This is a genomic window from Oceanobacillus caeni, assembly GCF_042678465.1.
In the GTDB taxonomy this organism is placed as follows: domain Bacteria; phylum Bacillota; class Bacilli; order Bacillales; family Amphibacillaceae; genus Oceanobacillus; species Oceanobacillus caeni.
The window spans coordinates 83,800-102,470 of the sequence record NZ_JBHTKV010000003.1 but is presented as its reverse complement, the minus strand read 5'-3'; the positions used below and the strand labels follow the sequence as shown (position 1 = coordinate 102,470).

The following is an 18,671-nucleotide window of genomic DNA, read 5'->3' as shown; positions in this document are numbered from 1 at the left end:
TGTTCTTCACATCCTTGCCTTTGGAATCACACGTATTTGATTAGCTGGTAATTGTACATTTACTTTCTTACCTTCCTGTAGATATATACTAGGGCCTTTATTCAAATCTGTTGTTCTAATGGTTACTCCATTTTCTAGTGTTACATAAGTATGAACAGAGGCACCTGTGAACTGTACTAAGGATACTTCCCCTCGAAGAATGTTTTCCCCTTCTTTCTCCTCTCCCACAATTTGAACCGCTTCCGGCCGAATGGACATGACAAGTTCATCCGAATCTTTATAATTGGCAATATGAGGTTTCTCATCTACTACATAAATCGAAACATCTAAATCTTGTGTTCGATATACTCTTTGCTTATCCGCTTGTTCTTCAAAAATGACTGGGAGTAGATTAGTCTCTCCAATAAATTCCGCTACGAAATCATTAACCGGCTCGTTATAAATCTCTATCGGACTACCAATTTGCTGACAGACCCCCATATTAAAAACAGCAATCCGGTCACTCATTGTCAACGCCTCTACCTGATCATGCGTAACATAAATGGTGGTTATCGCATAATCTCTCTGTAGACGTAAAATTTCATTTCGCATTTCATCTCGTAACCTAGCATCTAAGTTACTTAATGGTTCATCAAGCAAAAGAATATCTGGCTCAATTACCAAAGCCCGAGCCAATGCAACGCGTTGTTGTTGACCACCGCTTAGTTGACTTACTTGTCTATCCATATATTGCTCCAAACGAACTTTCTTTAGCACTTCTTCTACTCGCTTTTTCATTTCCGTTCTATTTAACTTTCTTACCTTTAGCCCAAAGGCGACATTTTCAAAAACAGTCATATGTGGAAATAAGGCATAGTTTTGAAAAACCATGCCTGTATTCCTTTTCTCCGGTGGTACGGCAGTCATATCCTTATCATTAAACAAAACTTTACCTTTCGTAGGATAGTAGAAACCTGCGATCATACGAAGAGTTGTTGTCTTACCACATCCACTCGGACCTAGAAAAGTAAAAAATTCACCTTCATTTATTAACAGATCTAGATTTTTCACAGCTGTTACACTACCAAATTGCTTTGTTATTTTAGATAAATTGACAGTTGACATACCAACAACTCCCTTTAATCTGTCATAAAGTAGACTTCATCAATGGGGGGTTTACCTTCATCCCCCTCTTCAAGTTTTTGTTAGTAAATTAAGTGGTGGAAGTATTTATTCTTCGCTTAAATCTTTCTCTGTATTTTTAATATTATTATCCCAGTATTCCATCCATTCGGATTGCTTCTCATCAAATAATTCCCAATCAATGTCCATTGGTTTAATTTCTGTTTCCGTAATCCATTCTGGAAGTTCTTCTATATCATCACGCGTCGGAATACGATAATATTTTTCTGCCAAGAGTTTTGCCGCTTCCTTTGTATTAACGAATTCATAGAAAGCCTCAGCCGCTTTAGGATGTGGCGCATCTTTTAAAATAGCAATTCCCTCCGTTAAAACTGGTGTACCGCTTTCAGGGATAACATAACCAAATGGATAGTCCTTCTCTTCTGCTAACATAACAGTATCTGGCATATTCCATACAGATAGACTACCTACCCCCTTGGCCACTTGGTTATACATTATTTCTGGGTTAGCCGAATATTCTTTGGTATTATGATCAAATTTCTCCAACCATTCATAACCTTTTTGTGGATCTTCCGTGTCTTTATAAGTTCTATAAATCATAGCTGAATAAATAGTGCGCATTGTTCCAGATGCTAATGGGTACCGAACGATAATTTCATCTTCCCATTTTGGATCAAGTAAATCATCCCAATCTTTCGGAACTTCATCTTCTGATATTTCATTTGTGTTATATAGAATTACTTCTGGTGTAATGGATGTTCCAGTCCACATAAAGTCCTCATCATAATACATTTCATCTAAAGTATCTGCATAAGATGGTTTATATTCCGCTAGTAAACCATCGGCCTTAGCCTGATCAAAATTTAATTGAGGTGCTCCCCACCAAACGTCTGCTTGAACATTATTAGCTTCCGAACGAACACGGTCCAAAATCTCTTGGGATCCCATATCTAAAAATTGCATATCAATCCCATACTCTTCCTCAAATAATTTTTCAAATTCACCAAGTATATCGCTTCCATGCGGAGAATAAACAACAACCGTATCCTCTAAATCACCGGACTTTTCCCCAGCTTTATCATTTGTTTCCGCTTCACCAGAATCACCACTTGTATGATCTGATTCTCCTGCCATACAACCGGCAAGGAATATAAATAGTCCAAGTACCATCAGATATAGCCAACTTTTTCTCATACTTCTCAAAAAAAGTCTCCCCCTTCAATCAAATGTTTAACACACTGTCATACTCCCGTAAAAACAAAGCGACAGCACCAATGACCCCTGCCTCCTCACCAAAAGTAGTTTGCACTACATCACATTTTCTTGGCGTGAATCGTTGTATGATGTCTTGCATCTTATTGCTTATGACATGGTACGATTCACTGACACCACCCCCTAAAATAATTAACTCAGGGTCTAACAAGGAAATATAATTAGCAATGCCTAATGACAAATTCTCAATCGCAATATCAATAACCTTCATAGCATCATGATCCTTTTTTAGGTAAAGCTCAAATGCCTCTTTTGCTTCTACCTTTCTCCCTAACCGTTTGGACAGCTGTTCTCCAATAGATAATCCACCAGAAACACTTTCTAAAAAGCCATATCCATCAAAAACAGGGTGATAATTTTTAGCTAATGTTCTATCGGTGACCATATAGCCGATTTCTCCAGCAGCATAAGATTTCCCACGATACAGATCACCATTAATCATGATGCCGCTGCCAATTCCAGTTCCAATAGCAATATAGATTAAATTGTCCTTTTTTCTACCAATTCCCTTCCAATGTTCCCCAAGAACACTAATATTGACATCATTGTCAACGAAAATAGGAAGGTTAAATCTACTTCTAAGCACGTCAAGTATGGGGTAATTGTTCCACTCAAGTGCAGGTGCTTCGATTACTGTCCCACTTTCTACATTAACAATTCCAGGAACACCTACCCCCATCCCCATCAATTTAGATTCGCTGATTTGTAGGCGCTCTCTAATTTGTTCCATTTCAGTTTTAATTTCATCAAATAACCGCTCCCCTTTTATTTTCTTTGTAGGGAACACCGTCATATCATAAACCTTCCCACTTAAATCAGTGATTCCAACCGCTACCTTCGTCCCACCAATATCTACACCAATAATGTAACCTTTTTGAGGATTGAATCTTAAGTTTACGGGGCGTCTACCTCCTTTTTTAGGAACCTCACCAACTCCTGTTTCATAAACCCATTCCTCCTCTAATAACTGGTCAACGATAGTAGACACAGTAGGTTTAGATATAGACAATTTTTTTGAAATAGATGCACGTGAAATAAGATCTTCTTCCATAATGCACTTTAAAATTAATTTTTTATTCATTTGCTGTATGTAAGTAGAATTAGCTGAGTTTCCCTTTAGCATTTCATAGGCCCCTTACTTATCATTTGGAATTAAGTAAGTAAAGTTTACTTACCTAATTCCATATCAACTTTTATATTAAGTGATTGGACAAACGTTTGTAAAGTACAAATTTTCGGAATTATTAGTAATAATTAGGACCTTCCTAATATTTACATTTCTGACTCATATGTTATTTTGTTTATGAAGCAGTAAATCGGCCTAGCATGTTAGTTAGTAAAACTTACTAACAACATCTAAGGAAAGGAGGAAATATTCATACAGGCCTACTTAATTAAGGATAGGAGGAGTAACAATTATGAAAAAGGGGTTCTATTTGCTTCTTTCTATTGTCCTCATCACAGCTTATTTTCCTATAACAGCATTTGCAAACAATAGCAAAGAACAAGACGTTGAACTTTGGAATGTAGTAAAACCTCTAGATACAACAATAACTTTCTTAAATACCGGAGCACATCCTGACGATGAAAGGAGTGATTTTCTCGCTTATCTTTCTAGAGGTCTTGGAGTAAAAACTGCAAGTATGATTGCAAACCGTGGAGAAGGTGGGCAAAATGAAATTGGTAGTGAATTAGGAAGTGCATTAGGTATCATTCGCTCCAATGAAATGATAGAAGCCGCAAAAATTACCGGCGTTAAAGCTTACCATTTAAGCGAAACAACAGATGATACCATTTATGACTTTGGTTTCTCGAAATCTCCAGAAGAAACCCTTGAAAAATGGGGAGAAGAAGTAACATATGAGCGGTTAATTAAATTTATTCGAACTTTTCAACCAGATATAGTGATGCCATCTTTCAGAAACGTAAATAGTCAACATGGTCACCACAGAACAATGACTATCTTAAGTGAACGTGCATTTACAGATGCCGCAGATCCAAATGTTTTCCCAGAACAGTTGGAAAATGGATTGTCTGTATGGCAAATAAAGAAACTTTACCTACCAGCTGAATCAGAAGAAACAGCTACTACATCCATAGAAATTGGTGACATGGACCCAATTTATCAGATGACCTACCCACAACTTGGGGAAGAATCTAGAATGATGCATAAGAGTCAGGGGATGGGAAAGGAAGTCCCAGCAGAACCTAGGCAATTTCATCTAGAACTTATGAACTCCTCATCTTCAGAGAAAAACACAGATCTATTCGCAGGTATTCCATATGATTTCAAAGAATGGTCAGAAGCTATTCAAAATAAGGAACTTCAAGGAAAACTAGCAAATTTACAAGAAAAGCTAGACCACATTATAGAACTTTATCCTAACCGAGAAGCCATTCTACCAGAGTCCCAACAAGCATTAAAACAAGTGCAAAAGATTTATCATTCAGTAGAGAAAGCAAAAATAGACGATGATGTAAAAAATGATCTTCTTCATAAATTAGAAATAAAAGAAGAACAACTGCAACAAGTAAGTTTTGTATCATCTAGCCTCAAGGTTGAAACGTCTATGGAAAGCTACACATTAACACGAGGAGAACAAGCAAATATTACGATGGAAATCACTAATAATGGAAAGGAGAAAATTCAACATATTAATTCATCATTAGTCACACCGGACAATTGGAAAGTGAGCGGAGATGGAAACATCAAGCACTTAAAACCGGGAGAATCGAAATCCGTAACATACACTGTCAACATTCCAGATGATGCAGAATACTTTAACCCCTATGAAGAACCCATTATTCAAACAAAAATTACATTCAAAGAAAATGGTGTAGAATCAACAAAAATACTAGATTTAGATAATACAGTTGCAGTACTGCCAGAAATTAGTATTAGTGCCGAACCTAAGAATCTGTTCGTAAATACCGATGAGATTCAGGATCAAATCCCTGTAAAGGTTAAAGTGAAAAACTATGTAAAAGGTGAAAATAAAGCCACTGTTTCATTAAATCTCCCTGAAGGCTGGAATAGTGAGCCTAAACAAAAGGAAATTAAATTTACGGAACGAATGGAGGAAAATGAGGTTTCCTTTACTTTAACACCACCTTCTAACATAGAAGAGGGAGAGATAAACATGGAAACAATCGCAGAAGCAAATGGAAAACAGTACAACACAACCATACAAGAAATTTCATATGATCACATTCGTAATTCTTACTATGCCTATAAATCCGTCATTGATGGAGAGGCATTTGAGCTATTAAAACCTGAAAAATTAAAAGTAGGATATATTGAAAGTGGTTTTGATGAAGTGAGTAATTACTTAAAAAACGCCGGATTTGATATTACCAATCTTCAAGAGGAAGACTTAGCCTCTGGTGACCTTTCTCAATACGATACAATTATAACTGGAATTAGAGCTAATCTATCACGAGAAGACCTTGTCCATCATAATGATCGCTTACTAGAATATGTTAAAAACGGCGGGCATTTGGTTGTGCAATACCACAAACCAGGAGATAACTGGGATATTGAAAAGTCAGCACCATACCCATTGGAGATAGGAAATCCATCTATAGAGTGGCGTGTAACAGATGAAAACGCCAAAGTTACCGTAACCAAACCAGATCATAAACTATTCCATTACCCGAACAAAATTACAGATAATGACTGGGATAACTGGGTACAGGAAAGAGGACTTTATTTTCCTATGAAATGGGATGATCACTACGAAACATTCGTAAAAATGAATGACCCTGGTGAGGAACCATTTGATAGTGGAATACTTTTAGCTGAATACGGTGAAGGAACCTATCTATACACCAACCTCGTATTCTATCGACAAATCGACAACCAAGTACCGGGTGCCTATAGAATCTTTACTAACCTTATTAGCTATGGTGTAGAGTAGGTTAGATAAAAAGACAGTAGACTAGCAAAACTGGTCTACTGTTTTATAGCATTATATAAAAATATACGTTGAATTTCATAGAACTATATTTATTATGAAAAAAACTTATGTACAAAAAGATTTATATCCAGAGTGACAGTCAAATGTCCCTCTTCTTCACCTTATCCAAACAATCGATTTTCACCGAACTCCCTTTAATTCTTGCATAGCACGATAAATAGAATCTTCTTTCCCAAATGCACCAGCTTTCGTTACCGCGAAATATTCCTTTTCAGTTCCAATTAAAGATCCTAATGGAATTCCCGCTTCTATCTGTTTCACCAACTGAAAACCGATACCACCCAATTGACGAGAAATATCTTTTGCCGTATCCCCACCTGTAAGTACAAAACCAGTGAGTTGCTCCGCTTCTTCCGCTACTCTAACAGTAAGTTCTCCTAATGCGTGAGATATCTTTTCCCCAATTTGGTTACCAGTTAGCTCTAAACTGTTTCCAACCTGTTTCACTACTTGTCGAATCGTTTCATTCGAAGGCACGAAAAGAACAATATCATTTCCTTGGCGTAATCCAGTTAGACATTCTTTTATATAGTGATTCTTATGTATATCCCATTCTTCAGTAAATATTTCTACCGTATTTACCTCAACAGCCGTGATATTAGATTGCTTCGCAGCATATTTGACTTGATTTTGTGTTACTTGCGACAGGCTACCACAAACGGTCATAACTTGTTGAGATATTGAAAATTCTTGCTTCCCAACCTGTTGACCGAATCCCAGTACTTCTGGAAGCACTTCTGCTAACCCAGCAGATCCTGCCCATATCACATTTTTGGATATGGAGGCGATACGTTTTGCAGCCATTCGTAAATCATCCTGTGTTTCCGCATCGCAAACAATATACGTTACGCCACGATCTTTCCAAGACTTTAGCTTTTCTTGAAATTTGGACGAGTCTTTCTCATAGTCCGCCCTTGTTAATTGACCAATTGGCTCTTTCGTTTCATTTTCAAGTAAAACTGGAATAAAAGAAGTTGTAACAGGGTGTTTTGGATCCTTGGAAAATTCCGTATCCACTATTTTCTCCCCATTTACATAATGTATTCCATCCTTTGTTGTTCGACCAAGCGCCGGAAACGCCGGACCAACAACAACATATTCAGGATCAAAAACTTCCCTAATTGCCTTTAACTCTAACCCTGTATGTCCTCTTAATGTAGAATCCATTTTTTTATAAATATGGTTATATCCAGCTTCTTTTAAAAACAAGGAAGCGTGTTTCGCAGCGGAAACAGCTTCTTCCTTTAATAACGCTCGAGAATTCGTGTCAATCACAATCCCACTTGATAAATGATGATGATGAGTTGGAATTTCAAAGTAAACCGATGTATGGATTCCCTTCATCGTTAATTGAATTCCACTATCATTTGCACCTGTCAAATCATCCGCAATAATTCCTATCGGTCTATCCATGTTGTTCCATCACCCTCAGCTTTTATGAATTACTTATCGACCACATAATCATCTGGCACTCGAATACCTTTTTTCTCCAGTCTTTTCACAAGAAATCCAAGATAAATAGGTAGTAAAATGGCCGTTGTCACTACAGATGCAGCAACTTGAACAGTTGCAAGTTCAACATTTGCAGCAAATGCAGAGCTAGCTGCAGCGATAGCAGCAGGTGTTGCTACAGCATTACCAGCTGTGGATCCTTCAGCAACGCCAGCAATCGGATTCCATTTCATAGCTTTAAATACAAAGTAACCCGCAGTACCAGTAACAAATACAGTTAATAAACCAACTATAATACCGGATAATCCACCTTCGATAATGCTCTCAAAATTAATTCCCATTCCTAACGCAAATGCAAAAAATGGAATTAATACAGAACTTCCTTGATTAAAGAAGTCACGCATATCCTCGTCTAGATTACCTAAAACCATACCGATAACGATTGGTAATAATACGGAAATAAAGGAAACAATAGAGAACATACCATCAACAAATCCCATTGCGCCAAAAATAGCTAATGCAACCATCGTTAAAAATGGACCGTCATTTAATGCCAATAAAGAATACGCCGCACGATCTGTCTTATCTCCGTACTGTCCAACTAACGCAACATATAAACCACCATTACTATTAGTCATCGCAGCAATAATGGCAATTGGTGCAAGTCCCAACCATAGTCCATCATCACCAGCAAACATAAACGCAATTAAACCAACAATTGCACCAACAACCCATTTCGTTAATAAGAGGGTTGCCCCTTTCCCAAGACTGACTCCTATGTTTTTTAGGTTAATTTGGGCACCTGTAAATAGTAAGAACAAAGCGATTAATGTACTTGCTCCATCCACAAATAACGCTTCTGTAAAGTTTCCTATCCTTAATAAATCCGGCGCAAACGTATTGATTGTTGCAGCAAGCAACAACGGAACAACCATCATACCTCCTGGAATCTTTTCTAATGTAGCTTTAATTTTCATAAATATCTCCCCTTTTATACGAATCGTTTAATTATGTAACGATTATTATTTTATCAAGCGTTTGCATAAGCAAATTCTATACTAAATATATATATATTGCAACACATTTTATAAAAAACGAACCTATTGAATGATCTCAATAAAGATATTTTCGTTACATTTTTAAACAAATAAAAAAGGAGACAGTCTCCCATCTCTTCTTTTTATTGCTCTATGAATTTAATTTTCTCCATAATGTCGTTCGATTAATCCCTAATCGTTTTGCTGCTTTGGTTTGATTATGATTCTCTTCTTCAAGCACTTTTCTAATAACCTCTTGTTCTATTTCCTCTAATGTTTGGTTACTTGGTACATCTTCTTCAACAGTATCCTCTGTTTCTAAATGTGACAGAACGTCTATTACATGATTCCGTTCTATATATAAATCTGAAGTCGTCATACTTAATTCATTAATCACATTTTTCAACTGGGTAAAGTTCCCTGGCCAATCAAATTGTTTCAAATAATCCATCGCTTCTTTTTTCATACCTAATGTTTCATTCCCACTTTCTGCATGAAAATCGGATAGAAAATAGCCTATAAATGTTGGGATATCCCCTTTCCTTTCTTTTAATGGAACTAAGTGCAAAGGAAGGTTAGATAGTTTTTCATATAATTCCTTAAGAAATTGTCCTTGTTGAACCTTGGAATCCAAGGAATAATTTACTAAAGAGATTACTTTTATTTTTCCTGGAATTTGATTTAAAAGATCCAATAATTTATACTGTGTTTGTTTGGAAAGTTCTTCTATATTCTTGATAAGAAGAGTCCCTTTCTGCATCTTGAACAATGTACGGTTGAGCTCTTCCCACTCCAAATCATTTAAACGATTCCCCCACACAAAAACAATGGGATAATCCTGTCCAAATCGTTCAAAATGTATCGCCTGAGCTATCGTGCTTTTCCCTGTTCCGGCTTCGCCCACAATCATAATAGGAACATCCTTCAATGCATATTTACTTAAATTACTCCGCAAATTTTCCGCCTGACGACTGTCACCAATAATTGGTAAACGGGCAGGACAGTGATTGATTTGATAACTTTTCTTAACTAATTTAAAGGAGGAGTGTACAATAATTCCTGCCATCAATTTCTCTTTAACAGGAAAAACCTGTACCACATATCCTTTAGACTCTCCTTCTATTTCAGCCCATTCATTCTGTCCACGTTCTAAAACACGCTTCACAACTTTCCAAACATCAGGAATCAACATATTATGTTGAAGGAGTTCATTATCAAATAAACTATTTTTATCCAAAATTTCTTTCTCATTATTAACTAAAACAAACGGGAATGGCAGGGATTGTAAGATATGATGATATTCATTTATTTGTCTTGTTACACCTTTAAATAAACGGTATAACCGCCTGGCCTCATCATACGCATCCATAACAGCTTCTTTTCCAGATGTAATTAGTATCCCTCGTAAACCTATTTTTTCTGCTTCCTGTATCGTAATCGTATCCCCTAGTACAACGGTAAATCCTTGGTTCTTTAACTTTTCCAATGTTGGGACCACGTCATTGCTATTTTTCACAGTAACCACTCGGACATCGTATTCCATTATATTACACAATGTCCCAGCACCGCGGGTAATGTTTTCAAACCCTACAAGAGCCACCCCTTCATTCATTTCCCGAATTAACGTAAAAACACGAAGCAAATCATACCCACTAATATCGACATGAATAACTGGAATGGATACGATTTCCTGAATCAGCGAGGCGGTACCACCACGACTTATGATTATGTCATACTTGTCCTTTTCGGCACGTTCAGCAATATCAAACGCATCTTCTAGGTTAGCAACCTCAACATCTATATCAAAATCATTAGGGACATTGGTCTTTTTAACCGTTTCCGCTAACCCTGTATAGGGAGCAATAAAAAGTGCTTTTATCATCAGAACACACCTCGTTTGTTGCATTTTTAAACAGTGGTTTTATTATCCCATAGAACGGGAGGAGACACAAGCATAGTACGCTCCCCCCAAAAGTTAGAGTAGACATCTAACTTTTGGGTGTACTACAGATTTACTTCTGTTCCAAAGTGACATGACCAACATGACAACACGCATGCAATAAACCATCATTTTATTGATTTAAACACCATTAGTTTTTGTGATTGTACTAACATCCATTTATTATTTTGGTGTTATAATCAATATTCTAATAAAGGATGTGTATGATGTGAGATGTGAATGATCACTGCACGATTAAATGGACAGCTATCGCACATTCAGGGGAATTACAGCTGCTTGTCGGCACATTTCCTAGATTTCAGCAATCAAAATATAATAGTGAAATTAAAGGTCAATTCCCTTTATACGGAATTGACCTCTTTAATCTTTCAACCTATTTTCCCAAAACCCTTTTATAACGCCGTTCAACACTAATGGCAGTCCTCCCCATTTGTTCCCCAATTTCTTTATAAGATAACCCCTTCTTACGTAATTCTATAAGTAAGGTTTCCTCTTTCGTTGTCCATTTTTGATAACGCCTTTTCTTCGTAGTACACTTATCCTTCCTTCTTTCGTTCTCTACCCATTCCGGTTCAGGGGGGATGCTGTGGGGATCAATATCGGAAAATTGAACTTTATCTTTATGTTGCTCTGCCCATTCCCAAAAATCAGACGGATCTACAAAATAGAAATATTTACGTGCTCTTGTGGCTTTTTTGAAGTATGGTAAGTTATGATTCTCCGCCCAGCCCTTGACAGTATTTCGATCTACCTTTAAAAGTGTAGCCAATTCGTGAAATGTGAGATAACCCGTCTGTGATTTTGTATTTGATAGATAAATTCTCGTCATCTTAACCCTCACAGATTCATAAGAACGATCTAGATTTTGGGCAATCGTTGTAAGTTTATATAAACCTACATTATCTTTTAAATATGTAATTTCATCCGAAGTCCAACTTCTTCTCACTCTTCTCACCAACACCTTTCTAAATAAATATTTTTTATATGAACTTTTACACCCTCCAACTGGAATTCCATGGAAAAAATTCATTCTAAAACACTATAACATAGGACAATGGGATTATGTAAGGGGATAAAATTAAAAACACAGGTATATAGACCTACAAACTTATCCGTTATTATCAAGACATGGAATCTGGCTCCGTGACTTTAATGAAACCTCTTCTTCTTTCAATCGTATGTATAGTAGGAAAACTAGGGGGAATTTTATGAAAAAAACATTTGGATTTCTTTTTATAGCCATGGCCACACTTCTTTTTCCATTACAAGTATTCGCAGTTGATTTTTCCATCAACCAATCCGATATTCATGCCTATCTAAAAGAGAATGGTAGTGTTCAAGTAAGGGAGACTCACACATATGAATTTGATGGGAAATTTAATGGAATCACACGTAGTCTTATTCCACAGGATGGAACTTCCATCACGAATTTTGAAGCCACAGAAAATGGATCACCTTTAAAGATGGAACAAGAAGGAGAAACATATAAGATTTACCGTACCGGGAAAAATGAAATGATAACGATTGAGCTTTCCTATTTGATTGAGAATGGGATCGAAGTATATTCTGATATGGCTCAATTTTATTGGCCCTTCTTTGATACGAGTAATGAGTCAGATTACGAAAATCTAACCATCTATGTTCACCCACCTCAAGAAACCGATGATGCCATTGCCATAGGTTATGACGAAGCAGAAGGCACGGAACATATGGAGGATAATGGAACGGTAATTTTTCAAATGGGAATGGTAGATAATGGCGAAAAAGGAGATATCCGTGTCGCCTATGATCAGGAATTATTTCCAACTGCCCCTGTACACAATAACGTTCCGATTCGTGAAAAACTATTATTAGAAAAACAAGCAATGATTGACAAACAAGTAGCCTTCGAAAATCGAAAAGAAGGGCTAAGTAGGATAGCTCCTTACCTATTCACGGCTTTCACACTCTATTTGTTGGTTTTATTATTCTCTGCTTGGAGGAAACGCCAACACATTGCTCTAGAAGCACAACGTAAAAATTCCTTTTATTCCTTTGTCCCTAAACAAGTAATGAGTATGCCAGCAACGGTTTACTTTTATCGAAATAATTCTATTCCATATGCAGAAATGCTAACAGTAGGGCTAATGGACCTTGTGAGAAAGGGAAATATACAAAAGAAAAAAGAGGATAATTATCATTTATTCAATCCAATGACAGACTACCATCATGAGGACCACCTTATCCACTTCTTATTTGATAAAGTGGGAAAAAACGGTGTATTTACATTCGAAAAATTGGATGAGTATGTTAATAAAGGTAAAAATCAACAAAGCCTCCAAAATCAAATACGGCATTGGCTAACGCTAGTAAAAGAAGAGATTCACTCTCACGGCTTAACTGAGAAAAAGTTAAAACTCCGTTGGTTGACAGGAATAGTTGGCTTCTTATGTATTTCAATAATGATTATCTTCATTATTCATGAATTATATATGTGGTTTTTCTTATTTGCTATATTAATGGGAGCGTTATTTATGTTTTCGATCACCTATCGCCCAATGACAGTAAAGGGATATACCATTAAAAATCAATGGAAACAGTTAAAGGAGAAATTTGAAACAACAACATCACACACTTGGGACACATGGCCAGATGATGACAAAGAGCGTGCGCTTATCTTTTGCACGGGATTAAATGATAATAAATTAATAGAAAAAAACAAATCGTTGATCTATGCGATGAATGACTCTTTGGCTAGTCCAACAAACATGTTCTTACTTTTGGCCATATCTAGTTCGGCTACCACAAGCTTTCATTCAGCAACCGAAATTTCTGCCCAATCGTCAACAGTTACACCGGGTACTGGTACAGGTGTTGGTGGAGGTGGTGGAGGTTCTGGCGCATTTTAACTTTGGACTACCGTGTTTGGTTTATGATTGATAACTTATGATTAATGAAAAGTAGAATAATTCTACTGGTTTTCGAAATGTTATTGTTCTATTTTTACATTTTAAAATAGCGTCTTCCTAAGCTACCTCTCCCATCCTCCTTTTGTTAAAGCCATTCGATGGCAATGACTTGACTGGTGATATGGCATTTTATGCCTATGGGATCTAACACCTTTTTCTAATTTTTTTATTCGCCTATTCATAATTTCGAAAGGAGACTATTCATAGCCTTAACTAAAGGGTCATTTTCTCTTTTATAACCTTTCTTATCCATCATTTCTTGAATACGTTGCTGATTCACATATGCTTGTTTGTTCGAACCTAAAATGAGCTTTTTTTCACTAGTTATAACTTTTCTTCTTGGGAAATTTAAAATAACCAAAACATCACACCCCCTTCGCTTATTGTATGATTATTTTGGTTATTTTATGATTTTCTATTTTTATTTATAATCTCATTCCATATTTTCTCATCAGCTTATACATATCTCGTACAAATGGGTCATTTTCGCGTCTGTAACCATTTTTTCTAATTTCTTCATCAACTAATCTGTCAATGTTTCTTCCAACCTCACTAGACAAATGATTTACTTGTTGATTATTGGAAGCAGAATTAACAATCCTTCTTATTCCTCGTCTTCTATTTTCTCTACCTTCTCTGTTCTTAGTGTCCAGTACTACAGATTGGGAATCAGACATAAAAATCGACCTCCTTAAAAAAATTATATCATTTAATATTCGGTAACTCCACTAGATTCAGTTGTTTCTCCGGCCTCATTTTCAACCTCTTTTCCGCTTCCTTTATACCATTCCAAATCCACAAAGTTTTCTATAATCTTTATAATAGAGTTTATAAAATCAATATCACTATCATTAAAGTAGATATGTGCAGAGTGCATACATAAAATATAATATGAATTCTGCGTTTCTTCCATATCAAATGGAGAGAATGGAATAGCTAAAGTAGCTTGCCACAAATAGGGTTGTCTCTTTCTCATCACTTCATTAAAAGCAATAGTCATTTCTTGTTGTAATTCTTTAACGGTTTCTTTTGAAGCCGCTAGATTATTATTATCAATTAATTGCAAATGATATTTGATTTTAATTTCCGACTGGCTTTTTTTATAGAAACTTTCAAAGGTTTTTAATACCCCATTAAATAACATATCCGTATTGATATTTCCATTTTGATCAATAGCAGGGCTTAATGTTTCTTCAAAGTACGCTTTGGAAGTAACAAGGTTTAGAATTGTTTCTCTCACATTAGCCATTTCGTTTATAATAGAGCGACTTTCAACAACCTCATTCAATTTTTCTCTAAATTCTGCCGTTACGCCAAAACCCGAGAATTTTTTTAATCCACTTGTAGCAAATGGGAACGTTGTGATTAACCAAACTACTGATAACAATATAAGTATACCAATATACAACAATAGGTGTAAGATTGCTTTATTGCTAATTAAATATCCCCCTAGAGTTTGATCACCTATTGGTTCTGGATAAATGATTGTATCCAAGTTTCCAATAATAATAACTACTGCAAAACCTATGCAGACAATCGGGATCATATATTTTAAAAAATCAGTGGTACTTTTTTTAAAGTATTTTTGATACACGTTATGAAGTATTAATAAAATGATTACAATAATAATTAAACCAATAGTGTAGCTTATCCAAAACTCTGACATATTATATTTCCTTTCTATAAAATTTGTAAATCTTTATAGTAAACCTTTTTTCTTTATAAGGTAGTGGAATTTGACCTATATCATCATCTTGTGACTTTCCTGTTGTAGGGTGGAAGAATCGAAGGAAATGTTTCAGAAAGCAAACTTTTTCACATCCGGGAGTATCAACTATTTGTACATTATGCCCTCCTGCAGCAGCTCTTTTTATTGCTCTTATTACTTGTTCGTAACCTAAACCGTTTCCAACCAATCCTTCTCTAACATCTAGATAAAAAATACTGAAGTATTAGGAATGTGTCAAAAAGCTAAATTATGAAAACGGATTTGTAATGAAAGGCTATTTTATTGTTTTGGTGTAGTTGGAATGTAAAATTTGGAGGGGTTGGATTGTAGATATAGAGTTTTTGCATAAAAGAGAGAGGAAAACTTTAAACAGGGGGGTAGCCTTAATCTGAATCTAATGGTTCTGTATCCGAAATCCCCCCCCAACCCTTTTACATTTTGGATTTCCTGGCTCTTCTCACCTTTCTTTTTTATTAAAACCATTTATAATTATAGTAATATTTTTTTTTAGGAGTGCTGAAGAAAAGTGAAACCTATAAAGATTGAACAAGAAGATCTTAAAGAGGCAATTAAAAATGGCCATTCTTATTTTCAAGTCGACAACAAAAAGTATGTACTGTTAGAAATTGAGGAAGTAAATAAAAATGATTATTATATTGTTTCAGACTCAGTTGAGGAAAAAAAGTTACAGGAAGGTTTGAATAAACATAATCCCATTCTTTCTGAAGAAGAAATAAATGAAATGTTAAGAAGATAGCTATGAATTTACTATAAAGAAAATCAGCAATTCAATCCTTATTAGAGTTAGACGATATGAGGAATACCTTTGAACTTCCACCTATAGCGGCTTACCTTAAAGATTCCATTCAAACGTATTTTAAGAAACAAGGCTTTTCTATTTATCCAGATAATAAATATGATTACTTTATTAAACATTAACAGCTATTTATATCGAAAAATGCGAGTAGTACTGTGCAAAGGAACAAGAATCCCCATATTCACCATCATTCCCCAAAAATCCATGAGGAAATATTTCATTTCCCGGGGAATATCGACAATCCATTCAATTGATTTGTAGAAATTCGGAAATATAAAACATGTTCAACACAAAATAATAATAATAAGCACAACAGTACGACTGTGTAAGGTGGTTAGTTAAGAATCTGTTACCATTGGCCAATATGTCTCCTTTAATTTCATTGGTGGGTAAATCGCTCCATTTCCGATTCAAGTTTAGTTTATAACCCGCTGTTTAAAATAATCCTGTTGTGCTTTCAACATATTTCCCAAACTTACTAGAATATTGTCTGAGACTAGTAACGTTATCTTTAGATAATCGTCGTTGACTGAATTTAATTTCTGTTAAATCCTTTTTTATTGGTCTAATTTTTCGTTCATAATTCCTACCTCCCTTATTTTTTAAATAAAGGTCCTTATTGTCTTCATTTTCAACCTTTAAATAAAGATTCCACATCAAAAAGTCTGCAGAAATATAATTCTGCAGACTGCCAATATATTAGGTAGTTTATAAAAGTAACATTCTCAAAATAAAACTCACCACAGCATATCATATTGAATTTCCAAGAATGTTAAACTAACATTTGTCGCATTTCTTTGGCTACTTTTGCTGGATCCTCTGCCTTAGTTATCGCACTTCCGACGATAATAATATCCGGCTTTTCCTTTACAATTTCTGGGATGGTATCTAAGTTAATTCCTCCAGCAACCGCAACTTCAAAATTAAATCCATTAACCAAAATAAATAGTTCTGTATTAAACGTTCCCTCTGTTTGCTTATCTTTCCCAACGTGTAAACTTACTAGATCAGTTCCAATATTCTCTAGCTCTCTTATTCTATCTTTGGAATGACATTCTAATAAATCAATCATGATTCGTTTGTCCATTTCCTTCGCTACATTCAACGTGTCTTTAATAGTAGGGATGGCGGAAAATGCCATGACCGTCGTAATATCTGCACCTGCATCAAATGCTTGTAAGGCTTCATGTTTTCCGGCATCACATGTTTTCATATCAGCCAAAATTTCTTTATTAGGAAATTGCTCCCTCATGTCTCGAACGATGGACATTCCGTATTCCTTAATGACACCTGTACCTATTTCAATAATATCAATACTTTCCTTTGTATCCGTTACGAGTTGAAAACATTGCTCTTTCGTTAATCTATCCAATGCTAACTGTAATTTCATGATTGCACCTCAATTTTACCTTTCAATGGTTTCAATTTCGCCTAATTTTTCCTGAACTTCTTCATAATATGGTAATCCCTCATTATCACCTAACACGCTCACCACCATTGATCCAATCGTATTAGCAAAATGTAGGTTTCTCTCTAGTGACCATCCATTTACAATGCCATATAAGAAACCCGCATTAAAACCATCACCAGCCCCTACTGTATCAGCAACTTTGCTTGCCTTAATAGCTGGGGAAAGAATCGTTTCCCCGTCGTGATATCCAACGGAGCCTTTATCCCCTTGTTTAATGGCAACATAGGAGATACCAAGTTCTTTAGCCTTTTCAATGATACGGTCAGGATCCTTTTCTCCAATAATGATATCCATTTCCTCAGCGCCGGCCAATAAAATATCAACATGTGGGAGAATTTCATATAAGACCTTACTAGCTTCTTCTTTACTCCACATGCGAAGTCGAATATTCGGATCAAAGGAGATCTTTAAGCTATGTTTCTTTGCTAAATCAATGGCTTTAAAAATAACCTGTTTATTAATTTCGCCGATTGCTGGATAGATACCAGTAAGATGTAAGATCTTTGCTTGCTTAAAAAATACTTCATCCAAATCAGTTGGACCTAATGTCAATGTTGGTGATTGGTTACGATAATAGAATGTCTTTCCACTTCCATCTTCTCTGATTTCTTTAAAGTTCAAGGAAGTTGGATACCCATTCACGTGTGCTACTTGTGATACATCAATTCCTTCGCCACGAGCAAAAGTTTTAATATATTTTCCAAATTCATCATTTCCTAATCGACTAATCCAACCAGCTTTCAGACCTAATCGGGAAACACCGATGGCTAAATTTAGCTCTGCTCCTCCTACCTTTTTTTCAAATCGATTAATAAATTTCAATGGACCAGTTGATTCGGGATTAAATGTAATCATTGCTTCCCCTATTGTAATTACGTCATTCAAC

The 18,671-nt window shown here is 35.8% G+C and carries 16 protein-coding genes; 4 read left to right on the top strand and 12 right to left on the bottom strand.

Annotation, left to right across the window (positions count from 1 at the left end):
* Positions 1 to 6: 6 nt before the first annotated feature.
* The 3 genes from ACFQ18_RS04020 to ACFQ18_RS04010 form a co-directional block, all read right to left on the bottom strand.
* A complete protein-coding gene (locus tag ACFQ18_RS04020; protein WP_204797735.1) occupies positions 7 to 1,104 on the bottom strand; it encodes an ABC transporter ATP-binding protein in 1,098 nt (365 codons plus the stop codon).
* A gap of 105 nt (positions 1,105 to 1,209) precedes the next feature.
* Complete coding sequence (locus ACFQ18_RS04015; protein WP_244987020.1) at positions 1,210 to 2,316, bottom strand: extracellular solute-binding protein; 1,107 nt, start codon at positions 2,314 to 2,316, stop codon at positions 1,210 to 1,212.
* Positions 2,317 to 2,344: 28 nt separating this feature from the next.
* Positions 2,345 to 3,517 carry an ROK family transcriptional regulator gene (locus ACFQ18_RS04010; protein WP_204797736.1) on the bottom strand — a complete coding sequence of 391 codons (1,173 nt, stop codon included), beginning with the start codon at positions 3,515 to 3,517 and terminating at the stop codon, positions 2,345 to 2,347.
* A 295-nt stretch (positions 3,518 to 3,812) separates the two neighbouring features.
* On the opposite strand from ACFQ18_RS04010, the gene ACFQ18_RS04005 reads away from it, so the two are divergent.
* A complete protein-coding gene (locus ACFQ18_RS04005; RefSeq protein WP_204797737.1) occupies positions 3,813 to 6,311 on the top strand; it encodes an NEW3 domain-containing protein in 2,499 nt (832 codons plus the stop codon).
* 180 nt (positions 6,312 to 6,491) lie between these two features.
* Here ACFQ18_RS04005 and ACFQ18_RS04000 read toward each other — a convergent pair whose 3' ends face one another.
* The 4 genes from ACFQ18_RS04000 to ACFQ18_RS03985 form a co-directional block, all read right to left on the bottom strand.
* Positions 6,492 to 7,784: a four-carbon acid sugar kinase family protein gene (locus tag ACFQ18_RS04000; protein WP_204797738.1), complete on the bottom strand. Its 1,293-nt coding sequence runs from the start codon at positions 7,782 to 7,784 to the stop codon at positions 6,492 to 6,494.
* A 29-nt stretch (positions 7,785 to 7,813) separates the two neighbouring features.
* On the bottom strand, positions 7,814 to 8,800 hold the full coding sequence (locus tag ACFQ18_RS03995) for a 2-keto-3-deoxygluconate permease (protein ID WP_047186608.1): 987 nt from the start codon (positions 8,798 to 8,800) through the stop codon (positions 7,814 to 7,816).
* A gap of 211 nt (positions 8,801 to 9,011) precedes the next feature.
* On the bottom strand, positions 9,012 to 10,742 hold the full coding sequence (locus tag ACFQ18_RS03990) for a sigma-54-dependent Fis family transcriptional regulator (protein WP_204797739.1): 1,731 nt from the start codon (positions 10,740 to 10,742) through the stop codon (positions 9,012 to 9,014).
* 451 nt (positions 10,743 to 11,193) lie between these two features.
* On the bottom strand, positions 11,194 to 11,766 hold the full coding sequence (locus tag ACFQ18_RS03985) for a helix-turn-helix domain-containing protein (RefSeq protein WP_204797740.1): 573 nt from the start codon (positions 11,764 to 11,766) through the stop codon (positions 11,194 to 11,196).
* Between the two features lie 262 nt (positions 11,767 to 12,028).
* Here ACFQ18_RS03985 and ACFQ18_RS03980 point away from each other — a divergent pair, with 262 nt between their 5' ends.
* Complete coding sequence (locus ACFQ18_RS03980; RefSeq protein WP_204797741.1) at positions 12,029 to 13,708, top strand: DUF2207 domain-containing protein; 1,680 nt, start codon at positions 12,029 to 12,031, stop codon at positions 13,706 to 13,708.
* A gap of 238 nt (positions 13,709 to 13,946) precedes the next feature.
* Here ACFQ18_RS03980 and ACFQ18_RS03975 read toward each other — a convergent pair whose 3' ends face one another.
* From ACFQ18_RS03975 to ACFQ18_RS03965, 3 genes are all read right to left on the bottom strand, one after another.
* Positions 13,947 to 14,129 carry a hypothetical protein gene (locus ACFQ18_RS03975; RefSeq protein ID WP_060668891.1) on the bottom strand — a complete coding sequence of 61 codons (183 nt, stop codon included), beginning with the start codon at positions 14,127 to 14,129 and terminating at the stop codon, positions 13,947 to 13,949.
* Between the two features lie 64 nt (positions 14,130 to 14,193).
* On the bottom strand, positions 14,194 to 14,445 hold the full coding sequence (locus ACFQ18_RS03970; RefSeq protein WP_047186602.1) for a hypothetical protein: 252 nt from the start codon (positions 14,443 to 14,445) through the stop codon (positions 14,194 to 14,196).
* Between the two features lie 32 nt (positions 14,446 to 14,477).
* Complete coding sequence (locus ACFQ18_RS03965; RefSeq protein WP_047186601.1) at positions 14,478 to 15,434, bottom strand: hypothetical protein; 957 nt, start codon at positions 15,432 to 15,434, stop codon at positions 14,478 to 14,480.
* A gap of 589 nt (positions 15,435 to 16,023) precedes the next feature.
* On the opposite strand from ACFQ18_RS03965, the gene ACFQ18_RS03960 reads away from it, so the two are divergent.
* Both ACFQ18_RS03960 and ACFQ18_RS03955 read left to right on the top strand, forming a co-directional pair.
* Positions 16,024 to 16,254 (top strand): hypothetical protein, encoded by a 231-nt coding sequence (locus tag ACFQ18_RS03960; protein ID WP_047186599.1) that lies wholly within the window; start codon positions 16,024 to 16,026, stop codon positions 16,252 to 16,254.
* Positions 16,255 to 16,310: 56 nt separating this feature from the next.
* Positions 16,311 to 16,436: a hypothetical protein gene (locus ACFQ18_RS03955; RefSeq protein WP_255449110.1), complete on the top strand. Its 126-nt coding sequence runs from the start codon at positions 16,311 to 16,313 to the stop codon at positions 16,434 to 16,436.
* A 650-nt stretch (positions 16,437 to 17,086) separates the two neighbouring features.
* On the opposite strand, the gene hxlA is transcribed toward ACFQ18_RS03955, so the two are convergent.
* Together hxlA and ACFQ18_RS03945 are read right to left on the bottom strand one after the other, a co-directional pair.
* Entirely contained in the window at positions 17,087 to 17,704 is a 618-nt protein-coding gene (gene hxlA / locus ACFQ18_RS03950; protein WP_204797742.1) for a 3-hexulose-6-phosphate synthase, read from the bottom strand.
* Between the two features lie 15 nt (positions 17,705 to 17,719).
* Positions 17,720 to 18,670 carry a sugar kinase gene (locus ACFQ18_RS03945; protein WP_204797743.1) on the bottom strand — a complete coding sequence of 317 codons (951 nt, stop codon included), beginning with the start codon at positions 18,668 to 18,670 and terminating at the stop codon, positions 17,720 to 17,722.
* Position 18,671 lies beyond the last annotated feature (1 nt).